Source organism: Burkholderia sp. BCC1208 (assembly GCF_902833095.1).
Lineage (GTDB): Bacteria > Pseudomonadota > Gammaproteobacteria > Burkholderiales > Burkholderiaceae > Burkholderia.
In genome coordinates, this window is record NZ_CADFDY010000004.1 from 382,785 (window position 1) to 409,156 (window position 26,372).

32 protein-coding genes and 1 riboswitch are annotated in these 26,372 nt (G+C 67.8%); of the genes, 29 read left to right on the forward strand and 3 right to left on the reverse strand.

From position 1 onward, the window contains the following. Window positions 1–16: 16 nt before the first annotated feature. From HWX09_RS12070 to HWX09_RS12080, 3 genes are all read right to left on the reverse strand, one after another. Complete coding sequence (locus tag HWX09_RS12070; RefSeq protein ID WP_027783336.1) at window positions 17–1,279, reverse strand: MFS transporter; 1,263 nt, start codon at window positions 1,277–1,279, stop codon at window positions 17–19. Window positions 1,280–1,493: 214 nt separating this feature from the next. Further along, window positions 1,494–2,270, reverse strand: coding sequence for an SDR family oxidoreductase (locus HWX09_RS12075; protein ID WP_027783337.1), 777 nt, complete (start codon window positions 2,268–2,270; stop codon window positions 1,494–1,496). After that, entirely contained in the window at window positions 2,267–4,036 is a 1,770-nt protein-coding gene (locus HWX09_RS12080) for an ABC transporter ATP-binding protein/permease (RefSeq protein WP_027783338.1), read from the reverse strand. The genes HWX09_RS12075 and HWX09_RS12080 overlap by 4 nt, the downstream gene beginning before the upstream one ends. A 270-nt stretch (window positions 4,037–4,306) precedes the next feature. Continuing rightward, a riboswitch (TPP riboswitch) is annotated at window positions 4,307–4,430 on the forward strand. 234 nt (window positions 4,431–4,664) lie between these two features. Here HWX09_RS12080 and HWX09_RS12085 point away from each other — a divergent pair. From HWX09_RS12085 to tatC, 29 genes are all read left to right on the forward strand, one after another. Beyond that, window positions 4,665–5,801 (forward strand): FAD-dependent oxidoreductase, encoded by a 1,137-nt coding sequence (locus tag HWX09_RS12085; RefSeq protein WP_027783339.1) that lies wholly within the window; start codon window positions 4,665–4,667, stop codon window positions 5,799–5,801. A gap of 32 nt (window positions 5,802–5,833) precedes the next feature. Beyond that, the gene (gene thiS, locus HWX09_RS12090) at window positions 5,834–6,031 is read left to right on the forward strand and encodes a sulfur carrier protein ThiS (protein WP_027783340.1); all 198 of its coding nucleotides are present in this window, start codon (window positions 5,834–5,836) and stop codon (window positions 6,029–6,031) included. 37 nt (window positions 6,032–6,068) lie between these two features. After that, window positions 6,069–6,884, forward strand: a complete 816-nt coding sequence (locus HWX09_RS12095; RefSeq protein WP_027783341.1) for a thiazole synthase — start codon at window positions 6,069–6,071, stop codon at window positions 6,882–6,884. Next, a complete protein-coding gene (gene thiE / locus HWX09_RS12100; protein ID WP_027783342.1) occupies window positions 6,881–8,005 on the forward strand; it encodes a thiamine phosphate synthase in 1,125 nt (374 codons plus the stop codon). Before HWX09_RS12095 ends, thiE begins: the two co-directional genes overlap by 4 nt. Window positions 8,006–8,089: 84 nt before the next feature. Beyond that, entirely contained in the window at window positions 8,090–8,911 is an 822-nt protein-coding gene (locus tag HWX09_RS12105; RefSeq protein ID WP_027783343.1) for an ABC transporter ATP-binding protein, read from the forward strand. Continuing rightward, entirely contained in the window at window positions 8,908–9,675 is a 768-nt protein-coding gene (gene mlaE / locus HWX09_RS12110) for a lipid asymmetry maintenance ABC transporter permease subunit MlaE (RefSeq protein WP_006477137.1), read from the forward strand. Before HWX09_RS12105 ends, mlaE begins: the two co-directional genes overlap by 4 nt. Before the next feature lie 24 nt (window positions 9,676–9,699). Next, window positions 9,700–10,269, forward strand: a complete 570-nt coding sequence (gene mlaD, locus HWX09_RS12115; protein ID WP_027783344.1) for an outer membrane lipid asymmetry maintenance protein MlaD — start codon at window positions 9,700–9,702, stop codon at window positions 10,267–10,269. A 31-nt stretch (window positions 10,270–10,300) separates the two neighbouring features. Next, entirely contained in the window at window positions 10,301–11,281 is a 981-nt protein-coding gene (locus HWX09_RS12120; protein WP_027783345.1) for a VacJ family lipoprotein, read from the forward strand. A 111-nt stretch (window positions 11,282–11,392) separates the two neighbouring features. After that, window positions 11,393–12,022, forward strand: coding sequence for an ABC transporter substrate-binding protein (locus tag HWX09_RS12125; RefSeq protein WP_027783346.1), 630 nt, complete (start codon window positions 11,393–11,395; stop codon window positions 12,020–12,022). After that, window positions 12,019–12,294, forward strand: coding sequence for an STAS domain-containing protein (locus HWX09_RS12130; protein WP_027783347.1), 276 nt, complete (start codon window positions 12,019–12,021; stop codon window positions 12,292–12,294). Before HWX09_RS12125 ends, HWX09_RS12130 begins: the two co-directional genes overlap by 4 nt. A gap of 192 nt (window positions 12,295–12,486) precedes the next feature. Then, window positions 12,487–13,413, forward strand: a complete 927-nt coding sequence (locus HWX09_RS12135) for an ABC transporter ATP-binding protein (RefSeq protein WP_027783348.1) — start codon at window positions 12,487–12,489, stop codon at window positions 13,411–13,413. Further along, window positions 13,410–14,231 (forward strand): ABC transporter permease, encoded by an 822-nt coding sequence (locus tag HWX09_RS12140; protein ID WP_230469117.1) that lies wholly within the window; start codon window positions 13,410–13,412, stop codon window positions 14,229–14,231. The genes HWX09_RS12135 and HWX09_RS12140 overlap by 4 nt, the downstream gene beginning before the upstream one ends. 55 nt (window positions 14,232–14,286) lie before the next feature. Continuing rightward, complete coding sequence (locus HWX09_RS12145; protein ID WP_006477131.1) at window positions 14,287–14,526, forward strand: BolA family protein; 240 nt, start codon at window positions 14,287–14,289, stop codon at window positions 14,524–14,526. Between the two features lie 14 nt (window positions 14,527–14,540). Then, a complete protein-coding gene (gene murA / locus HWX09_RS12150; protein WP_027783350.1) occupies window positions 14,541–15,890 on the forward strand; it encodes a UDP-N-acetylglucosamine 1-carboxyvinyltransferase in 1,350 nt (449 codons plus the stop codon). Further along, window positions 15,887–16,540, forward strand: coding sequence for an ATP phosphoribosyltransferase (gene hisG / locus HWX09_RS12155; RefSeq protein ID WP_006477129.1), 654 nt, complete (start codon window positions 15,887–15,889; stop codon window positions 16,538–16,540). The genes murA and hisG overlap by 4 nt, the downstream gene beginning before the upstream one ends. 24 nt (window positions 16,541–16,564) lie before the next feature. Continuing rightward, complete coding sequence (gene hisD / locus HWX09_RS12160) at window positions 16,565–17,881, forward strand: histidinol dehydrogenase (protein WP_027783351.1); 1,317 nt, start codon at window positions 16,565–16,567, stop codon at window positions 17,879–17,881. Window positions 17,882–18,021: 140 nt separating this feature from the next. Continuing rightward, window positions 18,022–19,095, forward strand: a complete 1,074-nt coding sequence (gene hisC, locus HWX09_RS12165; protein ID WP_027783352.1) for a histidinol-phosphate transaminase — start codon at window positions 18,022–18,024, stop codon at window positions 19,093–19,095. A gap of 65 nt (window positions 19,096–19,160) precedes the next feature. After that, on the forward strand, window positions 19,161–19,748 hold the full coding sequence (gene hisB, locus HWX09_RS12170; protein ID WP_011546606.1) for an imidazoleglycerol-phosphate dehydratase HisB: 588 nt from the start codon (window positions 19,161–19,163) through the stop codon (window positions 19,746–19,748). 62 nt (window positions 19,749–19,810) lie between these two features. Continuing rightward, the gene (locus tag HWX09_RS12175) at window positions 19,811–20,431 is read left to right on the forward strand and encodes a YchE family NAAT transporter (RefSeq protein ID WP_027783353.1); all 621 of its coding nucleotides are present in this window, start codon (window positions 19,811–19,813) and stop codon (window positions 20,429–20,431) included. Next, entirely contained in the window at window positions 20,428–21,069 is a 642-nt protein-coding gene (hisH, locus tag HWX09_RS12180; RefSeq protein ID WP_027783354.1) for an imidazole glycerol phosphate synthase subunit HisH, read from the forward strand. Before HWX09_RS12175 ends, hisH begins: the two co-directional genes overlap by 4 nt. 164 nt (window positions 21,070–21,233) lie before the next feature. Then, entirely contained in the window at window positions 21,234–21,989 is a 756-nt protein-coding gene (hisA, locus tag HWX09_RS12185; protein ID WP_027783355.1) for a 1-(5-phosphoribosyl)-5-[(5-phosphoribosylamino)methylideneamino]imidazole-4-carboxamide isomerase, read from the forward strand. A 105-nt stretch (window positions 21,990–22,094) separates the two neighbouring features. Continuing rightward, window positions 22,095–22,868: an imidazole glycerol phosphate synthase subunit HisF gene (gene hisF, locus HWX09_RS12190; protein ID WP_027783356.1), complete on the forward strand. Its 774-nt coding sequence runs from the start codon at window positions 22,095–22,097 to the stop codon at window positions 22,866–22,868. Beyond that, window positions 22,868–23,284 carry a phosphoribosyl-AMP cyclohydrolase gene (gene hisI / locus HWX09_RS12195; RefSeq protein ID WP_027783357.1) on the forward strand — a complete coding sequence of 139 codons (417 nt, stop codon included), beginning with the start codon at window positions 22,868–22,870 and terminating at the stop codon, window positions 23,282–23,284. Before hisF ends, hisI begins: the two co-directional genes overlap by 1 nt. Next, complete coding sequence (locus tag HWX09_RS12200) at window positions 23,281–23,646, forward strand: phosphoribosyl-ATP diphosphatase (RefSeq protein WP_027783358.1); 366 nt, start codon at window positions 23,281–23,283, stop codon at window positions 23,644–23,646. Before hisI ends, HWX09_RS12200 begins: the two co-directional genes overlap by 4 nt. A 70-nt stretch (window positions 23,647–23,716) precedes the next feature. Further along, window positions 23,717–24,109 (forward strand): membrane protein, encoded by a 393-nt coding sequence (locus HWX09_RS12205; protein ID WP_027783359.1) that lies wholly within the window; start codon window positions 23,717–23,719, stop codon window positions 24,107–24,109. 28 nt (window positions 24,110–24,137) lie between these two features. Further along, window positions 24,138–24,503 carry a histidine triad nucleotide-binding protein gene (locus tag HWX09_RS12210; protein ID WP_027783360.1) on the forward strand — a complete coding sequence of 122 codons (366 nt, stop codon included), beginning with the start codon at window positions 24,138–24,140 and terminating at the stop codon, window positions 24,501–24,503. A 94-nt stretch (window positions 24,504–24,597) separates the two neighbouring features. After that, entirely contained in the window at window positions 24,598–24,828 is a 231-nt protein-coding gene (gene tatA / locus HWX09_RS12215) for a Sec-independent protein translocase subunit TatA (RefSeq protein ID WP_006751795.1), read from the forward strand. Between the two features lie 26 nt (window positions 24,829–24,854). Further along, the gene (tatB, locus tag HWX09_RS12220) at window positions 24,855–25,388 is read left to right on the forward strand and encodes a Sec-independent protein translocase protein TatB (RefSeq protein WP_027783361.1); all 534 of its coding nucleotides are present in this window, start codon (window positions 24,855–24,857) and stop codon (window positions 25,386–25,388) included. A 41-nt stretch (window positions 25,389–25,429) separates the two neighbouring features. Continuing rightward, window positions 25,430–26,218, forward strand: coding sequence for a twin-arginine translocase subunit TatC (tatC, locus tag HWX09_RS12225; protein WP_027783362.1), 789 nt, complete (start codon window positions 25,430–25,432; stop codon window positions 26,216–26,218). The last annotated feature ends 154 nt before the right edge of the window (window positions 26,219–26,372 follow it).

Sequence of the window (26,372 nt, forward strand, 5' to 3'; positions counted from 1 at the left end):
GGGACGAAACGGTGGCTCACGACGCGACGGCCGGATCGTCGACGAGCGACTTGCCGCGCGTTTCCGGCAGCACGAGCGCCGCGACGATCACGAGCAGATAGCCGCCGCCGGCGACGAGGCCGATCGCCTTCACGAGCGACATCGACTGCGACAGCGAGCCGACGAGGATCGGGAAGAACGAGCCGAGCCCGCGGCCGAGGTTGTAGCAGAAGCCCTGGCCCGAGCCGCGGATCGCGCCCGGATACAGCTCCGACAGATACGCGCCGACGCCCGCGAAAATGCCCTGCACGACGATGCCGAGCGGGAAGCCGAGCAGCAGCATCGCGGTATCGGTGATCGGCAGCATCGTGTACGCCATGCCGAGCGAGAACGAGCCGATCGCGAACAGGATGAACGACGCGCGGCGGCCGAGCCGGTCGGACAGGATCGCGCCGACCACGTAGCCGACGAACGAACCGACGATCAGCACGACGAGATAGCCGCTCGTGTTGAACACCGACAGGTGGCGCACGGTTTTCAGGTAAGTGGGCAGCCACGTCGTGATCGCGTAGTAGCCGCCGAGCATGCCGGTGCACAGCGCGCTGCCGAACAGCGTCGCGCGCAGGTGCGGCGGCGAGAAGATCTCGAGGAAGTGGCCCGACACGCGGCCTTCGTCGCGTGCGCGGCGCGTGGCCGTATAGATGTCGGGATCGCTGACGTTGCGGCGGACGTACAGGATCCACAGCGCGGGCACGATGCCGATCCAGAAGCACGCGCGCCACGCGACCTGCTCGGGCAGCAGCGCGAAGAACGCCCAGTAAAGGATCGCGGCCGCGCCCCAGCCGAACGACCAGCTGCTCTGCACGGTGCCGACGGCCTTCGCGCGATGCTCGGGCGAGCGGATCGTCTCGGCCATCATGATCGTCACGACCGACCATTCGCCGCCGAAGCCGAAACCCTGCAGCGTGCGCGTCGCAAGGAGCTGCCAGAACGAATGCGTGAAACCGGACAGGCACGTGAACAGCGCGAACGTCGCGATCGTCCACTGCAGCACGCGTACGCGGCCGTAGCGGTCGGCGAGGATGCCGGCGGCCCAGCCGCCGATCGCCGACGAAATCAGCGAGCTCGTCGCGATCATCCCGGCTTCGCTCTTCGTCATGCCCCACGTGGCGATCAGCGTCGGAATCAGGAACGAATAGATCATGAAGTCGAACGCATCGACCGCGTAGCCGCCGAATCCGGCGTACAGCGTCCGGCGCTCGCGCGTCGACAATTCGTTGAACCACTGGAATGCCTGCATGCTTGCCGCCCCCTCCGTTGTGTCGTCGCTCGTGTCGCGCTGCCGTATGGCGGCTATTTTACGGGCGGGATGAAGGGCGCCAAAAAGGTGCGTGCGGGTGCGTGCGCGGCGCGGCGGGCGGGAGTCCGGGCAAGGAGCGACGGCCGATCGCGCGTGAGCGCCATGCGGTCGCCGGCGGCGACCTGCGCGCCGGCACGGCAGGCACGCGCTCGCGTCAGAGCGTCAGGCCGCCGTCCACATGGATGACCTGGCCGGTGATCTGCCGCGCCGCGTCCGACAGCAGGAACGCGATCAGCGCGGCGACGTCGTCGGGTTCGGCGATCCGGCCGAGCGGCGTCGCCTGTTCGGCCTGCGCCCACGCGGCGGCGTTGCCCGCGCTCGGCCCGTGATCCTTGCGCGTGAAGCCCGGCGCGACCGCATTGACGGTGATGCCGCACGCGGCGAATTCGGCTGCCGCCGAGCGCACCAGCGATTCGAGCGCGGCTTTCGCGGCGGCGGTCGCCGCGAACGGCGCATCGGCCCGATAGCGATGCGCGACGAACGAGCTGACCGCGACGATGCGCGGCGCCATCGACGCTTCGAGCAGCGGCCGCGCGCGGGCCGCGAGCGCAGAGAACGCGCCGGGCATCGCCGCGAAGGTAGCCGAGAGCGTGTCCGCGGAGAGGTCGGAAAAGGACTGCCGCGCGGCGAAGCCGGCGTTGGCGACGAGCTGGTCGAGCCCGCCGAAGCGGGTAGCGGTGGCGTCGACGAGCGCGGCCGCGACGCCCGCTTCGGCGAGATCGCCGGTGAGCGTCAAGCATTGCGCGCCCGCTGCCGTACACCGGTCGGCGACTTCGGCGAGGCGTGCGCGGGCTGCCGGGTCGGCGCCGCGCGCATGCAGCGCCAGCGCGACGCCGGGCGCCGCGAGCCGCCGCGCGAGCGCCGCGCCGATCCCCGAACCTGCGCCGGTGATCAGCGCGATCCGCGCGACGTGCGCGGCGCGTGCGTTCATGCGGCGACCTTGTCGTCGCTGTTCACGCGCTCGACGTTGATCGTGCCGACGTGGAACGCGGCCAGCGACTCGCGGTGCGCGATGCTGACGATCGCGGCCTTCGGCAGCCGTTCGGCGAACAGGTGATAGAGGCGGGCTTCGTTGTCGGCGTCGAGCGCGCTGGTCGCTTCGTCGAGGAACAGGAAGTCGGGCTTGTGCAGCAGCACGCGGGCGCCGGCCAGGCGCTGTTGCTCGCCCGGCGACAGCACGCGGGTCCAGTGCGCGGTTTCGTCGAGGCGCTCGACGTAATCCTCGAGGCGGCACGCGCGCAGCGCGTCGCGGCACGCCTCGTCACTGAACGTGTCGGGCGTCGCCGGGTAGGTGAGCGCGGCCTTCAGCGTGCCGATCGGCAAATAGCTCGTCTGCGGCACGAACATCATCCGCGCGCCGACCGGCGCGTCGATCGCGCCGTCGCCGAACGGCCACAAGCCCGCGAGCGCGCGCATGAACGTGCTCTTGCCGGAACCGGATTTGCCGATCACGAGCCAGCGCGAGCCGGGCTCGATCGTCAGGTCACCGATGTTCGCGAGCGCGTTGCCGTTCGGCAGCGCGAGCTTGAGCGACGACGTGGACAGCTTCGCGGCGTCGATGTAGTGCAGGTTGATGCCGCCGTGCTCGGTCGCGGGCGACAGGCTTTCCTTCAGGTGCGACGTGCCGATCACGCGCTTGAATTCGCGCAGACGGTTGACGGTGGCGCGCCATTCGACGAGGGTCGAGTAGCTGTTGATGAACCACGAGAACGAGTCGCTGACGGTGCCGAACGCGGACGAGATCTGCATCAGCACGCCGAACGAGAACGCGCCCGCGAAGTAGCGCGGTGCGGCGACGACGAGCGGGAAGATGATCGCGATCTGCCCGTAGAAGCTCAGCACGAACGTGAGCCGCTTCGTGTACTTCATCACGCGCCACCAGTTGTCGCGGATGCGCATGAAGAGGGTCTGCGCGTTGCCGGTCTCGGTCTTCTCGCCGTCGTAGAACGCGATCTGCTCGGCGTTCTCGCGCACGCGGATCAGCCCGAAGCGGAAATCGGCCTCGACGCGCTGCTGCTGGTAGTTGATCGACACGAGCGGATGGCCGACCTTCTGGATGATCAGCGAGCCGACCACCGCGTACAGCGCGGCCGCCCACACCATGTAGCCGGGAATCGAGATCGGCGTCGCGCCGAGCGTGAACGTCAGCGCGCCGGCGAGCGACCACAGGATCGTGATGAACGACACGAGCGTGACGACCGTCGACAGCAGGTCGAGCGACAGCGCGAGCGTCGTGGTCGCGAACGACTGGAGGTCGTCGGTGATCCGCTGGTCGGGGTTGTCCGCGAGGCGGTCACGCTCGATCCGGTAGAACGCGCGATCGCCGAGCCACTGGCCGAGGAATCGGTCGGTGAGCCACTGGCGCCAGCGGAAGCCGAGCATCTGCCGCAGATAGCGGCCGTACACGGCGAGGATGATGAACGCGAAGGCGAGCGCGGAGAACTGCATCAGCAGGTTCGGGAAGTCGTGGACGTCCTTCGACTGCAGCGCGTTGTAGAACTGCGCGTTCCACTTGTTCAGCCGGACGTTGATCCAGACCACGCAGAGGTTGATCGCGATGATCGTGACCAGCAGGCCCCACGCGATTTTCCATTCGGACGATACCCAGTAGGGCTTGATGAGGCTCCATGCGGATACCGGGCGCTCGTCCTGCGGCGCGTCGGAGACGGAGCGGACGGGATCGATCGATTGGGTCATGTGCTTCCTGATGATGAGCCGGCGCGCGGGCCGGGCGAAACCGGGCGCGCGCCGCGATACGGCATGCCGGGGCGCGGCGCCGACTGACGGCGGGCGTCCGGATGGTCGCCCGTGCATCTTAAACGGCACTTAAAAACCGGCGGTGACGCGGCAACCGGCCGCTCGCGCGGCCGGCCTGCGGGCATTGTGCCAGAGCAGCGCGGCGGGCCGGCGAATTTGCCGCAAGGGGGACAGTTTGCGGCGCTTTCCGCTTTTATGGTCTAATGGCCGACGACGAAACAGGGGTGCTTCGTGGCGCGGCCGGCAGATGTTCCGGGCAGCGCGGCGAGGCTGAGAAAGACCCTTCGCACCCGATCCGGGTAATACCGGCGAGGGAAGTTTCTGATCCCGCCGGGCCGCGCTGGCCGCCATCCCACATGGTCAGCGCCCGAGTCCCGCCCGGCCGGCCTTTGCTGCCGGTTTCGTCCTTTTGGGTACGCGCATTGCGCGTTACGGAAGGAATGATGACCGCTCAATCTTCAGTCTTTTGCGCTGTTCCCGATCTGCCGTCGTGTGCGTCTGCACGGGACGGCGCGTGTGCGTCCGCGTCGGTCGTACGGGCCCGCGTGCTTCGCGCGGAGGGCGCGCGATGAATGTCCGGGATGCACGGCCCGATTTCGCGGTGCTCGGCGGCGGCCTCGTCGGCCGCCTGATCGCGTGGCGGCTCGCCGGCGACGGGCATCGCGTCGCGCTCTACGAGCGCGGCGGCCCGGACGGCGAGCAGTCGGCCGCGTGGATCGCGGCCGCGATGCTCGCGCCGCTCGCGGAAGCGGCGAGCGCGGAATTGCTGATCACCGAGCTCGGCGCCGCGTCGCTCGCGCGCTGGCCGCAGTGGCTCGCGGAACTGCCCGAACCCGTCTTTTTCCAGCATCACGGCACGCTCGTCGTCTGGCATCACGCGGACCGCGCGGAGGCGCCGCTGTTCGAGCGGCGCATACGCGCGAACGCGCCGGCCGGGCTGTTCGACGGCGGCTTCGTGACGCTCGCCGGCGCGCAGGTCGACGCGGCCGAACCCGCGCTCGCGGGCCGTTTCGCGCGCGGACTGATGCTGCCGCGCGAGGGCCAGCTCGACAACCGCCAGGCGCTGCGCGCGCTCGCGGCGGGCCTCGCCGAACGCGGCGTCGCGCTGCACTGGCACGCGTCGGTCGACGACGCGAACCTGCCTGCCGCGCATTTCACGATCGATTGCCGCGGGCTCGGCGCGAAATCCGCGTTGCCCGCGCTGCGCGGCATCCGCGGAGAAGTCGCGCGCGTGCATGCGCCCGGCATCGGGCTCACGCGGCCCGTGCGGTTGCTGCATCCGCGCTATCCGCTGTACATCGCGCCGAAGCAGGACGATCTCTACGTGATCGGCGCGACCGAGGTGGAGGGCGAGGACATGTCGCCCGTCAGCGTGCGCTCCGCGCTCGAACTGCTGAGCGCGGCGTTCTCCGTGCATCCGGCGTTCGGCGAGGCGCGCATCCTCGAACTCAATGCGCAGTGCCGGCCGACGCTGCCCGATCATCGCCCGGCGGTGATCTGGGACGGCGCATCGACGCTCGCCGTCAACGGCCTGTACCGGCACGGCTTCATGATCGCGCCGGAAGTCGCGCAGGCGGCCGTCGCGTTCGCGCAAGCCGCGCTCGGCGGGTCGCTCCGCGATGCCGACGCGTTCGCCGGGTGGCGCGCCGCCGCACGCTGGCCGACGCTCCTTCACCATCGCAACGACGCGCGCCAGCCGGCCTGATGCGCGCCGCCGACCGAATCCGACTCAGCCTCATGGATATCCAGATCAATCAACAGACCCTGACGCTGCCCGACGGCGCGACGGTGGCCGACGCGCTTGCCGCGTACGGCGCGCGTCCGCCGTACGCGGTGGCGCTGAACGGCAACTTCGTCGCGCGCACGCAGCATGCGGCGCGCGCGCTCGCGGCGGGCGACAAGCTCGACGTCGTGCACCCCGTCGCGGGCGGCTGAGCGCCGCCGTTTCGCTCCGCTCTTCCAGGAAAACGACATGACGTCCCACACCTCCGCCGATGCGCTGACGCTGTACGGCGTAACCTTCGCAAGCCGCGTGCTGCTCGGCACGTCGCGCTATCCGTCGCTGCAGTCGCTGTCCGATTCGATCGCCGCGTCGCACCCCGGAATGGTGACGGTCGCGCTGCGCCGCCAGATGACGGGCGGTACCGCCGAAGCCGGCTTCTTCGACCTGCTCAAGCGCCACGCGGTGCCGCTGCTGCCGAACACGGCCGGCTGCCAGACCGTCGCCGAAGCCGTGACGACCGCGCACATGGCGCGGGAGGTATTCGGCACCGACTGGATCAAGCTCGAACTGATCGGCGACGACTACACGCTGCAACCCGACCCGGTCGGGCTAATCGAAGCCGCCGCGCAATTGGTCAAGGACGGCTTCAAGGTGCTGCCGTACTGCACGGAGGATCTCGTGATCGGCCGGCGCCTGCTCGACGTCGGCTGCGAGGCGCTGATGCCGTGGGGTGCGCCGATCGGCACCGGCAAGGGCGTCGTGAATCCGTACGGCCTGCGCGTGCTGCGCGAGCGGCTGCCGGACGTGCCGCTGATCGTCGACGCGGGGCTCGGCGTGCCGTCGCACGCGTGCCAGGTGATGGAGTGGGGTTTCGACGGTGTGCTGCTGAATACGGCCGTGTCGCAGGCCACGCACCCGGAGATCATGGCGCGCGCGTTTGCGCAGGGCGTCGAGGCTGGCCGCGCCGCGTATCTCGCCGGCCCGATGGACGCGCGCGAAACCGCGCACGCGAGCACGCCGGTCGTCGGCATGCCGTTCTGGCACCAGGACGGGGGCGGCGCATGAGCGCGCGCTTCGCCGATGCGTTCTGGCCGCCGGCCGACGAACTGGCCGAAGCGGCCGAGCGGATTCGCGCGCGGCTCGGCGACTGGCCGGACGGCGCGGCGCCGTGGCGGCTCTGCGTGGCGGCGCCCGACGTGCCGGCCGACGGCGACGTGCTGATCGTGTCGGCCGGCGATCGTGCCGCCCAGGCGCGCGCGTCGGCCGTGTCGCGGCCTGCGTCGCCGGGTGCGGTGGCGATCGAATTCGACGAGCAGGGCGCCGTGCTGCATGCGGCCGGCGTGCGCTATGCGCTCGACGCCGCGCATCCGCTCGCCGACGACTGGATCGCGGCGCTCGCCGCGTTCCTCGATTGCGGCTTCGCGCCGGTCGACGCGCTGGTGCTCGCGCTGGCGTGGCGCGACGGCGACGAGACGCGCGCCGCCGACGCGTGGCCGGTCGAGGCCGCACGATTCCCGCGCGTCGCCGGGCTGCCGCCCGCGCCTGAGCCGGCGTTCGCTCCGTGCCCCGCGCAGCTCGGCCTCTATCCGGTCGTGCCGAGCGCCGAATGGGTCGAGCGCGTGCTCGACGGCGGCGCGCGAACCGTGCAATTGCGCGTGAAAGACGCGACGCCGGACGCGCTGCGCCGGGAAATCGCGCGCGCGGTCGCGGCGGGGCGCCGCTATCCCGATGGGCGCGTGTTCATCAACGATCACTGGCAGATCGCCGTAGAAGAGGGTGCGTACGGCGTACATCTCGGCCAGGAGGACCTCGAAACGGCCGATCTGGCCGCGATCGCGCGCGCGGGCTTGCGGCTCGGACTTTCGAGTCACGGTTATTACGAGATATTGCGGGCATTGCACGAGCGGCCGAGCTACCTCGCGCTCGGTCCCGTGTACGCGACCGCCACCAAGGCGGTCGCCGCGCCGCCGCAGGGCCTTGCGCGAATTGCCCGCTACGCGCGCTTGGCGGGCCCGCGGGCGCCGCTCGTCGCGATCGGCGGAGTGGGGCTCGATGCGCTGCCGGCCGTGCTGGCGACGGGCGTCGGCAGCGTCGCCGTGGTCAGCGCGGTCACGGGCGCGGCCGACTATCGGACGGCGCTTATTGCACTGCAGCAGTGCTTTGCCGGACAATCTGACAATTATTGACCGCAGGGCCCGGAACGGCGTCACGACATCATTCCAATGCAGGCCCTATAATTCGGCGTTCTGCGTAAAAGGACTGTCCGCTCCGTGAGCCCCACTCCTCCCGAGACTCTGCTGGAACTTCGCGACGTCGACTTCGGCTACGGCGACCGCCTCGTCCTGTCCAACCTGAACCTGCGCTTCGGGCGTGGGCAGGTCGTCGCGGTCATGGGCGGCTCGGGTTGCGGCAAGACCACCGTGCTGCGCCTGATCGGCGGCCTGGTGCGCGCACGCCGCGGCCAGGTGCTGTTCGACGGCGCCGATGTCGGCGCGCAAACGCGCGACGGCCTGTATGCGCTGCGCCGCAAGATGGGCATGCTGTTCCAGTTCGGCGCGCTGTTCACCGACATGTCGGTGTTCGAGAACGTCGCGTTCGCGCTGCGCGAGCATACCGACCTGCCCGAAGACCTGATCCGCGACCTGGTGCTGATGAAGCTGAACGCGGTCGGGCTGCGCGGCGCGCGCGACCTGATGCCGTCCGAGGTGTCGGGCGGGATGGCGCGCCGTATCGCGCTGGCGCGCGCGATCGCGCTCGATCCGCAGCTCATCATGTACGACGAGCCGTTCGCGGGTCTCGATCCGATCTCGCTCGGCATTACCGCGAACCTGATCCGCACGCTGAACCAGGCGCTCGGCGCGACGTCGATCCTCGTCACGCACGACGTGCCGGAATCGTTCGCGATCGCCGACTACGTGTATTTTCTGGCCAACGGCGGCGTGCTCGCGCAGGGCACGCCCGACGAGCTGCGCGCGTCGACCGATCCGAGCGTGCGGCAATTCATCGACGGCGCGCCGGACGGCCCGTTCAAATTTCACTACACGAGCCCGCCGCTGGCGGCGGATTTCGGGCTCGGCGGAGGGCGCGCATGATCAGCGCGATCGGACGTTACGTCATCGGCGGCCTCGAGCGGGCGGGCTACGGCACGCGCCTGTTCGTGCGCCTCGTGCTGGAATTCTTCCCGCTGCTGCGCCGGCCGCGGCTGGTCACGAAGCAGATCCACTTCCTCGGCAACTATTCGTTCGTGATCATTGCCGTGTCGGGGCTGTTCGTCGGCTTCGTGCTCGGCCTGCAGGGTTATTACACGCTGAACCGCTATGGTTCCGAGCAGGCGCTCGGCCTGCTGGTCGCGCTGTCGCTCGTGCGCGAGCTCGGGCCCGTCGTCACCGCGCTGCTGTTCGCGGGCCGCGCGGGCACGTCGCTCACGGCCGAGATCGGCCTGATGAAGGCCGGCGAGCAGCTCACCGCGCTCGAGATGATGGCGGTCGACCCGATCAAGAACGTGATCGCGCCGCGCATGTGGGCGGGCATCATCGCGATGCCGCTGCTGGCCGCGATCTTCAATGCGGTCGGCGTGCTCGGCGGCTACTTTGTCGGCGTCGTGCTGATCGGCGTCGATCCGGGCGCGTTCTGGTCGCAGATGCAGGGCGGGGTCCAGGTCTGGGCCGACGTCGGCAACGGCGTGCTGAAGAGCATCGTGTTCGGTTTCGCCGTGACCTTCATTGCGCTGTACCAGGGGTATGAAGCGAAGCCCACGCCCGAAGGCGTGTCGCGCGCGACCACCAAGACGGTCGTGTTCGCGTCGCTCGCCGTACTCGGCCTCGATTTCCTGCTGACCGCGCTGATGTTCAGCTAGGCCTCAGCCAAGCCAAATTTTGGGATGACGATGAAAAAGACTGCTCTCGACTTCTGGGTCGGCCTGTTCGTGGTGGTGGGCTTCCTTGCGGTGCTGTTCCTGGCGCTGAAGGTCGGCAACATGAGCTCGCTGTCGTTTCAGCCGACCTACTCGGTGAGGATGAAATTCGACAATATCGGCGGGCTGAAGCCGCGCGCGGCCGTGAAGAGCGCCGGCGTCGTGGTCGGCCGCGTGAAGTCGATCGGCTTCGACACGAACACCTACCAGGCGCTCGTCACGATCGACGTCGACGGCCAATACCCGTTCCCGAAGGATTCGTCGGCGAAGATCCTGACGTCGGGCCTGCTCGGCGAGCAATATATCGGCCTCGATCCGGGCGGTGACACCGAAATGCTGAAATCGGGCGATACGATCACGATGACGCAGTCGGCGATCGTGCTCGAGAACCTGATCGGCCAGTTCCTGTACAGCAAGGCCGCCGATGCGGGCGGTGCGAAGCCGGCAGCCGGTGCATCGGCCGCGCCGGCGGCTCCGGCCGCGCCGGCACCCGTGGCGATACCGTCGTCGGCGGTGTCCGGTTCAGCCGGCCAATAACCACACGAGAGAAAACAAGAGGGTAATGACCATGCACACGATCCGCATCAGGCACGCCGCGCTGGCGATAGCGGCAGTCGCCGCGTTGAGCGGCTGCGCGACCGTGCAGACGCCGACCAAGGGCGATCCGCTCGAAGGCTTCAACCGGACGATGTACAAGTTCAACGACACGGTCGATACGTACGCGCTGAAGCCGGTCGCTAAGGGCTACCAGTACGTGGTGCCGCAGCCGGTGCGCGAGAGCGTGACGAACTTCTTCTCGAACATCGGCGACGTCTACATCGCGGCGAACAACATCGTGCAGCTGCGGATCGCGGACGGCGTCGGCGACATCATGCGCGTCGTGATCAACACGGTGTTCGGCGTCGGCGGCCTGTTCGACGTCGCGACGATCGCGAAGCTGCCGAAGCACACGGCCGACTTCGGCATCACGATGGGCCGCTACGGCATGCCGTCGGGCCCGTACCTCGTGCTGCCGCTGCTCGGCCCGAGCACGCTGCGCGACACGGCCGGCCTGGGCGTCGACTACGTCGGCAACCCGCTCACCTACGTGAAGCCGGACGGCCTGAGCTGGGGCCTGTTCGGCGTGAACCTGGTCAACACGCGGTCGAACCTGCTCGGCGCGGGCGACGTGCTCGATGCCGCGGCGCTCGACAAGTATTCGTTCGTACGCAATGCGTACCTGCAGCGTCGCCAGATGCTCATCAGCAACGCGCGCGGCGAGGCCGCCACGACGTCGAGCAACGACGCGCTGCCGAAGTACGACCTGCCGGAAGACGGTGCGGCACCGGCGGCCGCCGGCGCGGCCGGTACGGCGGGCGCGGCCGCGGTGGGCGGCGCGGCGCCGGCGGGGGCATCGGGCGCGGCGGGCGCATCGGGCGCGGCGGTTGCCGCGCCGGCGTCGGGCACGGCCGACACGCCCAACCCGGCCAGCGAAACGAACGTGCCGGCAATGCAGGTGGCGCCGCCGTCGCCGGGCGGGTTCCGCTTCCCGAGCATCCGGCTGCACTGACGGGCTTACATTCGTTACAGCCGGAAACGATTCAGTCGGTAGCGTATGCGAACTTGCGCGTAAGCTACCTGCTCCAACCTTCGCATCGACTCATTCATGCAGGCTACTATGATGAAAAAACTGTTCCTGATCCCCGTTTTCGCGGCGCTGTTCTCGTTCGGCAGCGCAGCTCACGCGCAAGTCGACCAGTCGAACCCGCAGGCGCTGATCAAGACGGCGACGCAGCAGGTGCTCGACGAAGTCAAGCAGCAGACGATCAAGCAGGGCGACACCAACCGCATCATCACGATCGTCAACAAGGACATCCTGCCGTACACCGATTTCCGCCGCACCACGCAGCTCGCGATGGGCCGCAACTGGCGCACGGCGACGGTCGAGCAGCAGCAGCAGGTTCAGGAGCAGTTCAAGCTGCTGCTGATCCGCACGTATTCGGGCGCGCTCGCCCAGCTGAAGCCGGACCAGCAGATCCAGTACCCGCCGTTCCGCGCCGATCCGGCCGATACCGACGTCGTGGTCAAGACGGTGGCGATGAACAACGGCCAGCCGGTCCAGATCGACTACCGCCTGTACAAGACGGCGAACGGCTGGAAGGTGTATGACCTGAACGTGCTCGGCGCGTGGCTGATCCAGACGTACCAGCAACAGTTCAACGAGAAGATCCAGCAAAGCGGCGTGGACGGCCTGATCAAGTTCCTGTCGCAGCGGAACCAGGAACTTGCCGCGGGCAAGCAAGCGTCGTGAGCGGCTTCGCAGCCGGTTCCTCGCTGACCGTCGCGAGCGCGAAGTCCGCGCTCGCGGACGGTCTTGCGCGCATCGGCGGCGGCGCGACCGCCGTCGATTGCGCGGCGCTGACGCAGTTCGACTCGTCCGCGCTCGCCGTGCTGCTCGCATGGCAACGTGCCGCCCAAGCGCGCGGCGCAGCCCTCGACATCCTCAATCTCCCTCCGAAGCTCGCCAGCCTCGCGCGCGCCTACGGCGTCGACGCGCTCATCGACGGCACCGGGCGACATTGACCCTGTCCGACCGAAGCCTGCCGCGCCAGCCGGCGCGCGCACGCTTCAGGCCGCGCGCCGTCGGCGCCGGTTCCCCCAGCCGGTTTGCCCTATAATCAAGCGTTTTGCGGGGCAGCCAATCGGCGTCGGGCCCCCATTTTCTTTCGCAGCAAGCACAGAATAGGCGTCGCGGCCCCTGCGTCGCGCACAGTCATGTCAGCCATAGAAATCCGTCACGTCAAGAAGCGCTACAAGTCGCTTCAGGCGCTCAAGGGCGTCAGCCTGTCGGTCGAGGAAGGCGAGTTTTTCGGTCTGCTCGGCCCCAACGGCGCAGGCAAGACCACGCTCATCAGTATCCTCGCCGGGCTCGCCCGGGCCGACGAAGGCAGTATCTCGGTGCGCGGTCACGACGTCGTCCAGGACTTCCGCAGTGCGCGCCGCGCACTCGGCGTCGTTCCGCAGGAACTCGTTTTCGACCCGTTCTTCACCGTCCGCGAGACGCTGCGGATCCAGTCCGGCTATTTCGGGCTGCGCCGCAACGACGACTGGATCGACGAAGTGATGGCCAATCTCGATCTCACCGAGAAAGCCGACGCGAACATGCGCGCGCTGTCGGGCGGGATGAAGCGCCGCGTGCTCGTCGCGCAGGCGCTCGTGCACCGGCCGCCCGTGATCGTGCTCGACGAGCCGACCGCCGGCGTCGACGTCGAGTTGCGCCAGACGCTGTGGAAATTCATCTCGCGCCTGAACCGCGAGGGTCACACGATCGTGCTGACCACCCATTACCTCGAGGAAGCCGAGTCGCTGTGCGACCGCATCGCGATGCTGCGTCGTGGCGAAGTCGTCGCGCTCGAGCGCACCGACGCGCTGCTGCGCCGCTTCGCGGGCCTGCAGCTGTACCTGCGGCTCGCGACGGGCGCGCTGCCGGCCGAGCTGCGTGGGCTGGAAACCGACCCGGCCGCGCGCGCGCCGGGCGAGCACCTGCTGCGCCTCGCGAGCTACGACGAGGTCGAACGCATCCTCGCGCAATGCCGCACGGCGGGCTGCACGTTCGACGAGATCGAGGTCCGCAAGGCCGACCTCGAGGACGTGTTCGTCCAGGTGATGAACGGGGCAGAAGTCGTCGAGGGTCTGGCATGAATCAACACTCCCCACGCGAACTGGGTTCGCTGCCGTCCGAGGGGACGGCCCGGCCCGTGCCGGGAAGCGGGTTTCGAACGCTGTTCTACAAGGAACTGCTGCGTTTCTGGAAGGTGTCGTTCCAGACGGTGCTCGCGCCGATCGTCACGGCGCTGCTGTATCTGACGATCTTCGGCCATGCGCTGTCGGGCCGCGTCGAGGTCTATCCCGGCGTCGAATACGTGAGCTTTCTCGTGCCGGGCCTCGTGATGATGAGCGTGCTGCAGAACGCGTTCGCGAACAGCTCGTCGTCGCTGATCCAGTCGAAGATCACCGGCAACCTCGTGTTCATGCTGCTGCCGCCGCTGTCGTACCGCGACATCTTCGGCGCGTACGTGCTCGCGTCCGTCGTGCGCGGGCTCGCGGTCGGCGCCGGCGTGTTCGTCGTGACGATCTGGTTTATCCCGATGCACTTCGCGGCGCCGCTGTTCATCATTGCGTTCGCGCTGCTCGGCTCGGCGATCCTCGGCACGCTCGGCCTGATCGCCGGGATCTGGGCCGAGAAGTTCGACCAGCTTGCCGCGTTCCAGAACTTCCTGATCATGCCGCTGACGTTTCTGTCCGGCGTGTTCTATTCGACGCACTCGCTGCCGCCCGTGTGGCGCGAAGTGTCGCGTCTCAACCCGTTTTTCTACATGATCGACGGCTTCCGTTTCGGGTTCTTCGGCGCGTCCGACATCAACCCGTTCGCGAGCCTCGCGATCGTCACCGGTTTCTTCGTGCTGCTCGCGCTGATCGCGATGCGGCTGCTCGCGGCCGGCTACAAACTGCGTCATTGATATCGACAGGCCGCGGCCGCTTCAAGGCGGTGCGCGCCGACAGGAGCCTTACACCATGTTGCCGACTCCCGAACAGGTCAAGCAATACATCGCCGGCGGTCTCGCCTGCACGCATCTGGAAGTCGAAGGCGACGGCCAGCATTTCTTCGCGACGATCGTGTCGGCGGCCTTCGAAGGCAAGCGGCCGATCCAGCGGCACCAGCTCGTCTATGCGGCGCTCGGCGATCGCATGAAGCAGGAAATTCACGCGCTCAGCATGAAGACGCTGACGCCCGCCGAATGGCAGAACGCATAAACGGAAATCACTGAGTGCAAGTCACCGCCAACGAGCGCGACGCCGTCCAGAGCGTCGCCACGGCACACCCGGCCGCCAACGGGGAATCGCAGGGACAGGGGATGGACAAGCTCGTGATCGAAGGCGGCCGCCGCCTGTCCGGCGAGATCGTCGTGTCGGGCGCGAAGAACGCCGCGTTGCCGATCCTCTGCGCGGGGCTGCTCAGCGCCGAGCCGGTCGAGCTCGACAACGTGCCGAACCTGAAGGACGTGCGCACCACGCTGAAGGTGCTGAACCAGATGGGCGTGAAGAGCGAGACCGACGGCTGCCGCGTGCAGCTCGACGCGTCGAGCGTCGACAACCTCGTCGCGCCGTACGAGCTCGTGAAGACGATGCGCGCATCGATCCTCGTGCTCGGGCCGCTGCTCGCGCGCTTCGGCGAGGCGAAGGTGTCGCTGCCGGGCGGCTGCGCGATCGGCGCGCGGCCGGTCGACCAGCACATCAAGGGCCTGCAGGCGATGGGCGCCGAGATCAGCATCGAGCACGGCTTCATCGAAGCGCGCGCGAAGCGCCTGAAGGGCGCGCGCATCGTGACCGACATGATCACGGTGACGGGGACCGAAAACCTGCTGATGGCCGCGACGCTCGCCGACGGCGAGACGGTGATCGAAAACGCCGCACGCGAGCCGGAAGTGAGCGATCTCGCACACTTGCTGGTCGCGATGGGCGCGAAAATCGACGGCATCGGCACCGACCGCCTCGTGATCCAGGGCGTCGAGCGGCTGCACGGCGCGCGCCATTCGGTGATCCCCGACCGCATCGAGGCCGGCACGTTCCTGTGCGCGGTCGCGGCGGCCGGCGGCGACGTGAGGCTGACGGGCGTGCGCCCGCACATCCTCGACGCGGTGATCGACAAGCTGCGCGAAGCGGGCGTGTCGATCGAGGAAGGCGACAGCTGGCTGCGCGTGACGATGGACCGCCGCCCGTCGGCGGTGACGATCCGCACGTCGGAATACCCGGCGTTTCCGACCGACATGCAGGCGCAGTTCATGGCCCTCAATACGGTCGCGGCGGGCACCGCGCAGGTCGTCGAGACCATTTTCGAGAACCGCTTCATGCATGTGCAGGAGCTGAACCGGCTCGGCGCGAACATCACGATCGACGGCAACACGGCGCTCGTGACGGGTGTCGAGAAGCTGTCGGGCGCGAACGTGATGGCGACCGACCTGCGTGCGTCGGCGAGCCTCGTGATCGCCGGGCTGCGCGCCGACGGCGAAACGCTCGTCGACCGCATCTATCACCTGGACCGCGGCTACGACCGCATGGAAACCAAACTGACCGCCGTCGGCGCGAACGTACGCCGCCTTTCCGGGAGCCAAGCATGACCGCGCCGCTGACCCTCGCCCTGTCGAAGGGCCGGATTTTCGAGGAAACCCTGCCGCTGCTGGCCGCCGCCGGCGTGCAGGTGGCCGAGGATCCGGAAACGTCGCGCAAGCTGATCCTGCCCACGACCGATCCGAACCTGCGCGTGATCATCGTGCGCGCGAGCGACGTGCCGACCTACGTCGAATACGGCGCGGCCGATTTCGGCGTGGCCGGCAAGGACGTGCTGGTCGAGCACGGCGGTTCGGGCCTGTACCAGCCGATCGATCTGAACATTGCGCGCTGCCGGATGTCGGTGGCCGTGCCGGCCGGTTTCGACTACGCGAACGCGGTGCGCCAGGGCGCGCGCCTGCGGGTCGCGACGAAATACGTCGAAACGGCACGCGAACACTTCGCCGCGAAGGGCGTGCACGTCGACCTGATCAAGCTGTACGGCTCGATGGAGCTGGCGCCGCTGGTCGGGCTGGCCGACGCGATCGTCGACCTCGTCAGCTCGGGCGGCACGCTGAAGGCGAACAATCTGGTCGAGGTCGAGGAGATCATGGCGATCTCGTCGCGCCTCGTCGTGAACCAGGCCGCGCTCAAGCTGAAGCGCGCGGCGCTCAAGCCGATCCTCGACGCGTTCGAACGCGCGTCGCAGAATGGCGGTTGAGCGCATCACCGTAACGGAACTCCCATGTCCATCACCATCCGCAAGCTCGATTCGACGAACGAAGGCTTCGGCGCCGCCCTGCGCGCCGTGCTCGCGTTCGAGGCGAGCGAAGACGAAGCGATCGAGCAATCGGTCGCGCAGATCCTCGCCGACGTGAAGTCGCGCGGCGACGCCGCGGTGCTCGAGTACACGAACCGCTTCGACCGGCTGAGCGCGGACAGCGTCGCCGCGCTCGAACTGCCGCAGGACGCGCTGCAGACGGCGCTCGACGGCCTCGCGCCGAAGGCGCGCGCGGCGCTGGAAGCGGCCGCGGCGCGGGTGCGCGCGTACCACGAGAAGCAGAAGATCGAGTGCGGCACGCATAGCTGGCAGTACACGGAAAGCGACGGCACGGTGCTCGGCCAGAAGGTCACGCCGCTCGACCGCGTCGGCCTGTACGTGCCGGGCGGCAAGGCCGCGTATCCGTCGTCGGTGCTGATGAACGCGATTCCCGCGCGCGTCGCGGGGGTGGGCGAGATCGTCATGGTCGTGCCGACGCCGGACGGCGTGAAGAACGACCTCGTGCTCGCCGCGGCGCTGCTCGGCGGCGTCGATCGCGTGTTCACGATCGGCGGCGCGCAGGCGGTCGGCGCGCTCGCGTACGGCACGGCGACGGTGCCGGCCGTCGACAAGATCTGCGGCCCCGGCAACGCGTACGTCGCGTCGGCGAAGCGCCGCGTATTCGGCACGGTCGGCATCGACATGATCGCCGGGCCGTCGGAAATCCTCGTGCTGTGCGACGGCACGACCGATCCGAATTGGGTGGCGATGGACCTGTTCTCGCAGGCCGAGCACGACGAACTCGCGCAGTCGATCCTGCTGTGCCCGGACGGTGCGTTCCTCGATCGCGTCGAGAAGGCGATCGACGAGCTGCTGCCGACGATGCCGCGCCAGGACGTGATCCGTGCGTCGCTCGAGGGCCGCGGCGCGCTGATCAAGGTGCGCGACATGGCCGAGGCGTGCCGGATCGCGAACGACATCGCGCCGGAACACCTCGAAATCTCGGCGCTGGAGCCGCAGCAATGGGGCCAGCAGATCCGTCATGCGGGCGCGATTTTCCTCGGCCGCTATACGAGCGAGAGCCTCGGCGACTACTGCGCGGGCCCGAACCACGTGCTGCCGACGTCGCGCACCGCGCGCTTCTCGTCGCCGCTCGGCGTGTACGACTTCATCAAGCGCTCGAGCCTGATCGAGGTCAGCGCGGAAGGCGCGCAGACGCTTGGCGAGATCGCGTCCGAGCTCGCATACGGCGAAGGGCTGCAGGCGCACGCGAGGAGCGCCGAGTTCCGGATGAAGGGCTGACCGCGCATTGTGCGCGGCCGGGCGGGCGCCGAGGCGCCGGCGCCGGCGGCGCCCGGATCGAGGCAGGAGACGAGTGCAGGGCGGCAGCCGCCGCCTTGCCGACCATCTGATGCCGGCGCGACGCACGCCGGCTTGAAACCATGACGACGCCACAAGACATCATCCGCCGCGACGTGCTCGCGATGACGAGCTATCCGGTTCCCGACGCGAGCGGGTTCGTGAAGCTCGACGCGATGGAGAACCCGTATCCGCTGCCGGCGCCGCTCGCCGCGGCGCTCGGCGAGCGGCTCGCGCAGGTCGCGCTGAACCGCTACCCGGCGCCGCGCCCGGCCGCGCTGCTCGACAAGCTGCGCCACGCGATGCGCGTGCCGGCCGGCTGCGACATCCTGCTCGGCAACGGTTCCGACGAAATCATCAGCATGATCGCGATCGCCTGCGCGCAGCCGGGCGCGAAGGTGCTCGCGCCGGTGCCGGGCTTCGTGATGTACGAGCTCTCGGCGAAGCTCGCGCAGCTCGAATTCGTCGGCGTGCCGCTGAAGGCCGACCTGACGCTCGACGTCGACGCGATGCTCGCGGCGATCGCGGAGCACCGGCCGGCGATCGTCTATCTCGCGTATCCGAACAACCCCACCGGCACGCTGTACGACGATGCCGACGTCGAGCGGATCGTCGCGGCCGCGCGGCATAGCCTGATCGTGATCGACGAGGCGTACCAGCCGTTCGCCGGGCGTTCGTGGTTGCCGCGCGCCGCCGAGTTCGACAACGTCGTCGTGATGCGCACGGTGTCGAAGCTCGGCCTCGCGGGTATCCGCCTCGGCTATCTCGTCGGCTCGCCCGCATGGCTGAACGAATTCGACAAGGTGCGCCCGCCGTACAACATCAACGTGCTGACCCAGGCGAGCGCCGATTTCCTGCTCGACCACCTCGACGTGCTCGATGCGCAGGCGGCCGAATTGCGCGCGGAGCGCGCGCGCCTCGCGCAGGCGGTGGCCGCGCTGCCGGGCGCGACGGTGTTCCCGAGCGCCGCCAATTTCCTGCTGGTGCGCGTGCCGGACGCGGCTGCCGTGTTCGATGCGCTGCTCACCGAGCGGGTGCTGGTCAAAAACGTGAGTAAAATGCATCCATTATTGGCCGAATGCGTGCGGCTGACCGTCGGTTCTCCCGACGAAAACGCCCGCTTGCTGGCCGCCCTGAAACTCGCGCTGCCCGGTTGAGCCCCGTGCGCGGCGGCGCGCGACGATCAATCCCCATTTACATCAGACTCAATCAAGGAATTGCCATGCGTGTGGCGGAAGTCGTTCGCAATACCAGCGAAACGCAGATCCGTGTGAAGCTCGATCTCGACGGCACCGGCCGGCAGAAGCTGGCCACCGGCGTGCCGTTTCTCGACCATATGCTCGACCAGATCGCGCGACACGGTCTGGTCGATCTCGAGGTCGAAGCGCATGGCGACACGCATATCGACGATCACCACACGGTCGAGGACGTCGGCATCACGCTTGGCCAGGCCGTCGCGAAGGCGATCGGCGATCGCAAGGGCATCCGCCGCTACGGCCATTCGTACGTGCCGCTCGACGAGGCGCTGTCGCGCGTCGTGATCGACTTCTCGGGCCGGCCCGGCCTCGAATTCCATGTGCCGTTCACGCGCGCGCGGATCGGCACGTTCGACGTCGACCTGTCGATCGAGTTCTTCCGCGGGTTCGTGAATCACGCGGGCGTCACGTTGCACATCGACAACCTGCGCGGGATCAACGCGCACCATCAGCTCGAGACGGTGTTCAAGGCCTTCGGCCGCGCGCTGCGCGCGGCGGTGGAGCTCGACGAGCGCGCGGCGGGGCAGATTCCGTCGACGAAAGGAAGCCTCTGAACGTCCGAACGGACGCACGCTAAGGACAACCTCACGGCTTCGGCGCGCGGCGCCGGCTTGCGATGGATCTGCTCAAATCGTTCATTTCGCTGCTCGCGCTGATCAACCCGGTCGGCGCGGTGCCGTTCTTCCTGAGCCTGACGGCGCAGCAGACGGACGGCGAGCGGCGGCGCACGATCCGGATCGCATCGGTGTCGGTGTTCTGCGTGATGACGGTGACCGCGCTGCTCGGGCAGCAGATCATCAACTTCTTCGGCATTTCGGTCGGGTCGCTCGAAGTGGGCGGCGGGATCATCATGCTGCTGATGGCGATCAACATGCTGAACGCGCAGATCGGCAACACGCGATCGACGCCGGAGGAGCGCCACGAAGCCGAGCTGAAGGACAACATCGCGGTCGTGCCGCTGGCGATTCCGCTGCTCACGGGCCCCGGCTCGATCAGCACGGTGATCATCTATGCGGCGAACGCGCATCACTGGTATGAGCGGGCCGGGCTGGTCGCGATCGGCGCGGTCCTGGCTTTTCTGTGTTTCGTCGCGATGCGGCTCGCCGAGCCGATCGCGAACTGGATCGGCCGCACCGGCATCAACATCGCCACGCGGCTGATGGGTCTGATGCTGTCGGCGCTGGCGGTGGAATTCATCGTCAATGGACTGAGGGCGCTACTGCCTGCACTGAGATGAAAACTTCGATTGCGATTGTGGATTATGGGATGGGCAACCTGCGCTCGGTCGCGCAGGCGCTCAAGAAGGCCGAACCGGCCGCCGACGTGGCGATCGTCGACACGCCGGCCGCGATTCGCGCGGCCGACCGCGTCGTGCTACCCGGCCAGGGCGCGATGCCCGACTGCATGCGCTGCCTCGGCGAATCGGGCCTGCAGGAGGCCGTAATCGAGGCGTCGCGCACGAAGCCGCTGCTCGGCGTGTGCGTCGGCGAGCAGATGCTGTTCGACTGGAGTGCGGAAGGCGACACGAAGGGCCTCGGCCTGTTGCCCGGCAAGGTCGTGCGCTTCGAGCTCGACGGCCGCCTGCAGGACGACGGCTCGCGCTTCAAGGTGCCGCAGATGGGCTGGAACCGCGTACGTCAGGCGCAGCCGCACCCGCTGTGGGACGGCGTGCCCGACGACGCGTATTTCTACTTCGTACACAGCTATTACGTCACGCCGGACAACCCGGCGCATACGGTTGGCGAAACGGCCTACGGCGCGCCGTTTACGTCTGCGGTCGCGCGGGACAATCTCTTCGCGACCCAATTCCACCCCGAGAAAAGCGCGGAGGTCGGGTTGCGTCTGTATCGCAACTTCGTACACTGGAAACCGTAAAACGTGGTGCGCGAGCCACAGTCGAACTGGCCGAACGGCCTGTCGCGCGGGGCTTGCCCGCTTAAGCGCCGAAAGAGTTGTACTAAACTAGCGAGACGGCGCGGCACCGGTTTGGCCGGTACGCGCCGGATTCTTTTCATTTTCCACGACGACACCCGATTGCTATGTTGCTGATTCCGGCCATCGACCTCAAAGACGGTCAGTGTGTGCGCCTCAAACAGGGCGATATGGACCAGGCCACGATTTTCTCCGAGGACCCGGCGGCGATGGCCCGCAAGTGGGTCGATCTCGGCGCCCGGCGGCTCCATCTCGTCGACCTGAACGGCGCATTCGCCGGCAAGCCGAAGAATCTCGAGGCGATCGAAGCGATCCTCGAAGAAGTCGGCGACGAAATTCCCGTACAGCTCGGCGGCGGCATCCGCAGCCTCGAGACGATCGAGAAGTATCTCGACGCCGGCCTGTCCTATGTGATCATCGGCACCGCCGCGGTGAAGAACCCGGGCTTTCTGCAGGACGCGTGCACCGCGTTCGCCGGCAGCATCATCGTCGGGCTGGACGCGAAGGACGGCAAGGTCGCGACCGACGGCTGGAGCAAGCTGACCGGCCACGAGGTGATCGATCTCGCGAAGAAGTTCGAGGACTACGGCGTCGAATCGATCGTCTATACGGACATCGGCCGCGACGGGATGCTGCAGGGCATCAACATCGACGCGACCGTGAAGCTCGCGCAGGCGGTCGGCATCCCGGTGATCGCCAGCGGCGGCCTGTCGAACCTCACGGATATCGAGAGCCTGTGCGAAGTGGAAGAGCACGGCGTCGAAGGCGTGATCTGCGGCCGTGCGATCTACTCCGGCGATCTCGATTTCGCGGCCGCGCAAAAGCGCGCGGACGAACTGAACGGCGAGCTCGACAACGCGTAACCGCGGTTGTCCGTTCGCCGGGGCTGCTCACGGGCGGCCCCGACCGGAAGCCTCGCGCGAGGCTTCCGCAACCGGCCGTCCCAACGCGGCATTTGGCGCAACATCATGGCTCTAGCTAAACGCATCATCCCTTGCCTGGACGTGACCGCCGGGCGTGTCGTCAAGGGCGTCAATTTCGTCGAGCTGCGCGACGCCGGCGACCCCGTCGAAATCGCCCGCCGCTACGACGACCAGGGCGCCGACGAACTGACTTTCCTCGACATCACCGCGACGTCCGACCAGCGCGACCTGATCCTGCCGATCATCGAGGCCGTTGCGTCGCAGGTGTTCATTCCGCTGACCGTCGGCGGCGGCGTGCGCGCCGTCGAGGACGTACGGCGCCTGCTGAACGCGGGCGCGGACAAGGTCAGCATGAATTCGTCGGCGGTCGCGAATCCGCAGCTCGTGCGCGACGCGGCCGACAAGTACGGCTCGCAGTGCATCGTCGTCGCGATCGACGCGAAGCGCGTGTCGGCCGACGGCGAGACGCCGCGCTGGGAAGTGTTCACGCACGGCGGCCGCAAGAACACAGGCCTCGATGCGATCGAATGGGCGCGCAAGATGGCCGAGCTCGGCGCGGGCGAGATCCTGCTCACGAGCATGGACCGCGACGGCACGAAGTCGGGCTTCGACCTCGCACTCACGCGCGGCGTGTCGGACGCAGTGCCGGTGCCGGTGATCGCCTCGGGCGGCGTCGGCTGCCTGCAGGATCTCGCGGACGGCATCAAGGACGGCCGCGCCGACGCGGTGCTGGCCGCGAGCATCTTCCACTACGGCGAGCACACGGTCGGCGAGGCGAAGCGCTTCATGTCCGACCAGGGCATCGCGGTGAGGCTGTGATGAATACGGAAACGAAATCCCTGCCCGCGTGGCTCGACAAGGTCCGCTGGGACGACAACGGCCTCGTGCCGGTGATCGCGCAGGAAGCGTCGACGAACGACGTGCTGATGTTCGCGTGGATGAACCGCGAGGCGCTCGCGAAGACGATCGAGACGCAGCGCGCGGTCTATTATTCGCGTTCGCGCAAGCGCCTGTGGTTCAAGGGCGAGGAGTCGGGCCACGTGCAGCACGTGCACGAGGTGCGGCTCGACTGCGACGAGGATGTCGTGCTGCTGAAGGTCGAGCAGGTGTCGGGCATCGCATGCCACACCGGCCGGCATTCGTGCTTCTTCCAGAAATTCGAAGGTACCGTGGACAGCGGCGACTGGGTCGCGGTCGAGCCGGTGCTGAAAGACCCCGAACATATCTACAAATGACGCAATCGACCGAAGACACGCTGCTGCGCCTCGCGGCCGTGATCGATAGCCGCAAGGGCGGCGATCCCGATCAATCGTACGTGTCGCGCCTGTTCCACAAGGGCGACGACGCGGTGCTGAAGAAGATCGGCGAAGAGGCGACGGAAGTCGTGCTGGCCGCGAAGGACGTGCGCCAGGGCGGCGCGCCGGGCGCGCTCGTCGGCGAGGTGGCCGACCTGTGGTTCCACTGCCTCGTGATGCTGTCGCATTTCGACCTGAGCCCGGCCGACGTGATCGCCGAACTCGAGCGCCGCGAAGGCTTGTCGGGCATCGAGGAAAAAGCGCTGCGCAAGCGCCGCGAGCGCGAGGAAAACGGCGGGTGACACGCAGGCCCCGCCGCGGTGGCAACAGTGCGGTAAGCTGTAAGAATTGTCATCTAACGGGGGTAGCATCATGAACGAAACGTCGAACCAGTTTCCGACGCCGGCGGTGCCGGGAGCAGCGGATGCCGAACGCCTGAACGGGCTGCGCACGCTGACCCACGTGCTGTACGGCCTCTATGCGATTCACTGGCTAACGGGTGGCGTCACGGGCATCATCGCGATCATCATCAACTACGTGAAGCGCGGCGACGTGGCCGGCACGCCGTACGCCGATCACTTCGAGTGGCAGATCCGCACGTTCTGGCGCGCGCTGATCGCCTACGCGATCGGGTTCGCGCTGATGTTCGTCGCGATCGGATTCGTCGTGATGTTTGTCACATGGATTTGGACGCTGTACCGTATCATCAAGGGTTGGCTGTACCTGAACGACAACAAGACGCTCGATCCGCAGGCGTGGTTCTGACCGGCGCACGGGCGTTTGCAGGAGCAACATGAGTCACGATCCGAATTGCCTGTTCTGCAAGATCGCGGCAGGCGAGATCCCGAGCACGAAGGTGCACGAGGACGACGAATTCGTCGCGTTCCGCGACATCCGCCCGGCGGCCGACACGCACGTGCTCGTGATTCCGCGCCGGCACCTGCCGACGCTGTCGGCGGCGGGTGAGGCCGATGCGCCGATGCTCGGCCGGCTGATGCTGCTCGTCGCGCGTCTGGCCGACCAGCTCGGGGTCGCGTATACGGGCGGCGAAACCGGTTTTCGCACGGTGATCAACACGGGCCCGGGCGGCGGGCAGGAGGTCTACCACCTGCACGCGCATATCCTGGCCGGCCCGCGCCCGTGGCAGCGGATGGGTTGACGGCGCGGGGCGTTTCCCCGCATCCGATGGTCGAAGCCGGCGCGTTGCCGGCGATTTGCGCCGCATGGCGGCGTGGTTGAGGAGAGGTTTCATCATGGGTGGATTGAGCATTTGGCACTGGCTGATCGTGCTGCTGATCGTCGCGCTGGTTTTCGGTACGAAGAAGCTGCGCAACATCGGCAACGACCTCGGCAGCGCCGTGAAGGGTTTCAAGGACGGCATGAAGGAAGGCGAAACGCCGGCGGACGCGCAGCAATTGCCGCGTACGGGTACGGTCGACGTCAACGCGAAGGAAACGACGCGTTCCGATTCGAACAAGGCGTAACGCCGGTACGCTGACAGGCATTCGCGATGCTGGATCTCGGTCTTTCGAAGATGGCGCTGATCGGCGTCGTCGCGCTCGTGGTGCTCGGCCCCGAGCGCCTGCCGCGCGTCGCGCGTACGGCAGGCGCGCTGTTCGGCCGCGCGCAGCGGTACATCAACGACGTGAAGGCCGAGGTCTCGCGCGAAATCGAACTCGACGCGCTGCGGACGATGAAGACCGATTTCGAATCGGCCGCGCGCAATGTCGAGACGACGATTCACGACAACCTGCGCGAGCACGAGAAGGACCTGAACGACACGTGGCATTCCGCGGTCGGGGGGCTTAACGAGGCTTCCGGCGATGCCGGGTCGTACGGTTCCAATACGCCGGCGGCGCCGTCGTGGCGCGGCGGCAGTTCGGCCGCGCTCGCGCCGAAGCGTCGCAACTGGCGCATCAAGCAGGCGGCGACGCCTGTCTGGTACAAGCGCGCGACGACCCGCCGCACGCACGTGCAGTCGGGCGCCGCGCGTGTCGCGCGCCACCAGCCGGCCAGCCTGCGCCGGCCGACGCGCTTCTTCTGAGTCGAGCGCATGCTCGCTCGTCAATCCTACCGAGGGCCGGTGTGAGCGACCCCCAGCAGAACCCGGGCGACGCCCCGGAAGAAACCTTCATTTCCCATCTCGTCGAGCTTCGCGATCGCATCATTCGCGCGGGGCTGGCCGTGATCGTCGTGTTCCTCGGGCTCGTCTACTGGGCACCCGACATCTTCAGGCTGCTCGCGCGGCCGTTGATGGAGAACCTGCCGAAAGACGGCAAGATGATCGTCACCGACGTCACCGGCTCGTTCTTCGTGCCGATGAAGGTCACGATGCTCGTCGCGCTCGTGATCGCGCTGCCGATCGTGCTGTACCAGATCTGGGCGTTCGTCGCGCCGGGGCTGTACCAGCACGAGAAGAAGCTCGTCACGCCGCTCGTCGGCAGCAGCTACGTGCTGTTCCTGTGCGGGATGGCGTTCGCGTACTTCCTCGTGTTCCCGACGATCTTCCGCGTGATGGCGCACTACAACGCGCCGCTCGGGGCCGAGATGACGACCGACATCGACAACTACCTGAGCTTCGTGCTCGGGATGTTCATCGCGTTCGGCGTCACGTTCGAGGTGCCGATCGTCGTCGTGCTGCTCGTCCGGATGGGCGTGCTGTCGCTGAAGAAGCTGAAGGAGATGCGCCCGTACGTGATCGTCGGCGCATTCGTGGTCGCGGCGGTCGTCACCCCGCCGGACGTGTTCTCGCAATTGATGCTGGCGCTGCCGCTGGTCGTGCTGTTCGAGATCGGGCTGCTGGCCGCGCGGTTCTTCGTGCCGAAGAAGCCGGTAGAAGAAGGCGAGGCGGGGAACGGCGAAGCCGCGGGTTGACGGCGCGGCGCCGGGCGGCTTTCCGGGCCAGGCCGGATTGGCTCAGTACCGCCGTGGGCCGGCCGGCGCGTGGCAAAGCCACCTTCCCGGCATCAGACATCGCTTGAAGCAAAGCAACAGGGCAGCCAATCGGCTGCCCTGTTTCATTTCCGCG

Coding starts and splice junctions, on each gene's coding strand:
- HWX09_RS12070 (WP_027783336.1), bottom strand. CDS start 1,279: ATGCAGGCATTCCAGTGGTTCAACGAATTGTCGACGCGCGAGCGCCGG.
- HWX09_RS12075 (WP_027783337.1), bottom strand. CDS start 2,270: ATGAACGCACGCGCCGCGCACGTCGCGCGGATCGCGCTGATCACCGGC.
- HWX09_RS12080 (WP_027783338.1), bottom strand. CDS start 4,036: ATGACCCAATCGATCGATCCCGTCCGCTCCGTCTCCGACGCGCCGCAG.
- HWX09_RS12085 (WP_027783339.1), top strand. CDS start 4,665: ATGAATGTCCGGGATGCACGGCCCGATTTCGCGGTGCTCGGCGGCGGC.
- thiS (WP_027783340.1), top strand. CDS start 5,834: ATGGATATCCAGATCAATCAACAGACCCTGACGCTGCCCGACGGCGCG.
- HWX09_RS12095 (WP_027783341.1), top strand. CDS start 6,069: ATGACGTCCCACACCTCCGCCGATGCGCTGACGCTGTACGGCGTAACC.
- thiE (WP_027783342.1), top strand. CDS start 6,881: ATGAGCGCGCGCTTCGCCGATGCGTTCTGGCCGCCGGCCGACGAACTG.
- mlaE (WP_006477137.1), top strand. CDS start 8,908: ATGATCAGCGCGATCGGACGTTACGTCATCGGCGGCCTCGAGCGGGCG.
- mlaD (WP_027783344.1), top strand. CDS start 9,700: ATGACGATGAAAAAGACTGCTCTCGACTTCTGGGTCGGCCTGTTCGTG.
- HWX09_RS12120 (WP_027783345.1), top strand. CDS start 10,301: ATGCACACGATCCGCATCAGGCACGCCGCGCTGGCGATAGCGGCAGTC.
- HWX09_RS12125 (WP_027783346.1), top strand. CDS start 11,393: ATGAAAAAACTGTTCCTGATCCCCGTTTTCGCGGCGCTGTTCTCGTTC.
- HWX09_RS12135 (WP_027783348.1), top strand. CDS start 12,487: ATGTCAGCCATAGAAATCCGTCACGTCAAGAAGCGCTACAAGTCGCTT.
- HWX09_RS12140 (WP_230469117.1), top strand. CDS start 13,410: ATGAATCAACACTCCCCACGCGAACTGGGTTCGCTGCCGTCCGAGGGG.
- HWX09_RS12145 (WP_006477131.1), top strand. CDS start 14,287: ATGTTGCCGACTCCCGAACAGGTCAAGCAATACATCGCCGGCGGTCTC.
- hisG (WP_006477129.1), top strand. CDS start 15,887: ATGACCGCGCCGCTGACCCTCGCCCTGTCGAAGGGCCGGATTTTCGAG.
- hisD (WP_027783351.1), top strand. CDS start 16,565: ATGTCCATCACCATCCGCAAGCTCGATTCGACGAACGAAGGCTTCGGC.
- hisC (WP_027783352.1), top strand. CDS start 18,022: ATGACGACGCCACAAGACATCATCCGCCGCGACGTGCTCGCGATGACG.
- hisB (WP_011546606.1), top strand. CDS start 19,161: ATGCGTGTGGCGGAAGTCGTTCGCAATACCAGCGAAACGCAGATCCGT.
- HWX09_RS12175 (WP_027783353.1), top strand. CDS start 19,811: ATGGATCTGCTCAAATCGTTCATTTCGCTGCTCGCGCTGATCAACCCG.
- hisH (WP_027783354.1), top strand. CDS start 20,428: ATGAAAACTTCGATTGCGATTGTGGATTATGGGATGGGCAACCTGCGC.
- hisA (WP_027783355.1), top strand. CDS start 21,234: ATGTTGCTGATTCCGGCCATCGACCTCAAAGACGGTCAGTGTGTGCGC.
- hisF (WP_027783356.1), top strand. CDS start 22,095: ATGGCTCTAGCTAAACGCATCATCCCTTGCCTGGACGTGACCGCCGGG.
- hisI (WP_027783357.1), top strand. CDS start 22,868: ATGAATACGGAAACGAAATCCCTGCCCGCGTGGCTCGACAAGGTCCGC.
- HWX09_RS12200 (WP_027783358.1), top strand. CDS start 23,281: ATGACGCAATCGACCGAAGACACGCTGCTGCGCCTCGCGGCCGTGATC.
- HWX09_RS12205 (WP_027783359.1), top strand. CDS start 23,717: ATGAACGAAACGTCGAACCAGTTTCCGACGCCGGCGGTGCCGGGAGCA.
- HWX09_RS12210 (WP_027783360.1), top strand. CDS start 24,138: ATGAGTCACGATCCGAATTGCCTGTTCTGCAAGATCGCGGCAGGCGAG.
- tatA (WP_006751795.1), top strand. CDS start 24,598: ATGGGTGGATTGAGCATTTGGCACTGGCTGATCGTGCTGCTGATCGTC.
- tatB (WP_027783361.1), top strand. CDS start 24,855: ATGCTGGATCTCGGTCTTTCGAAGATGGCGCTGATCGGCGTCGTCGCG.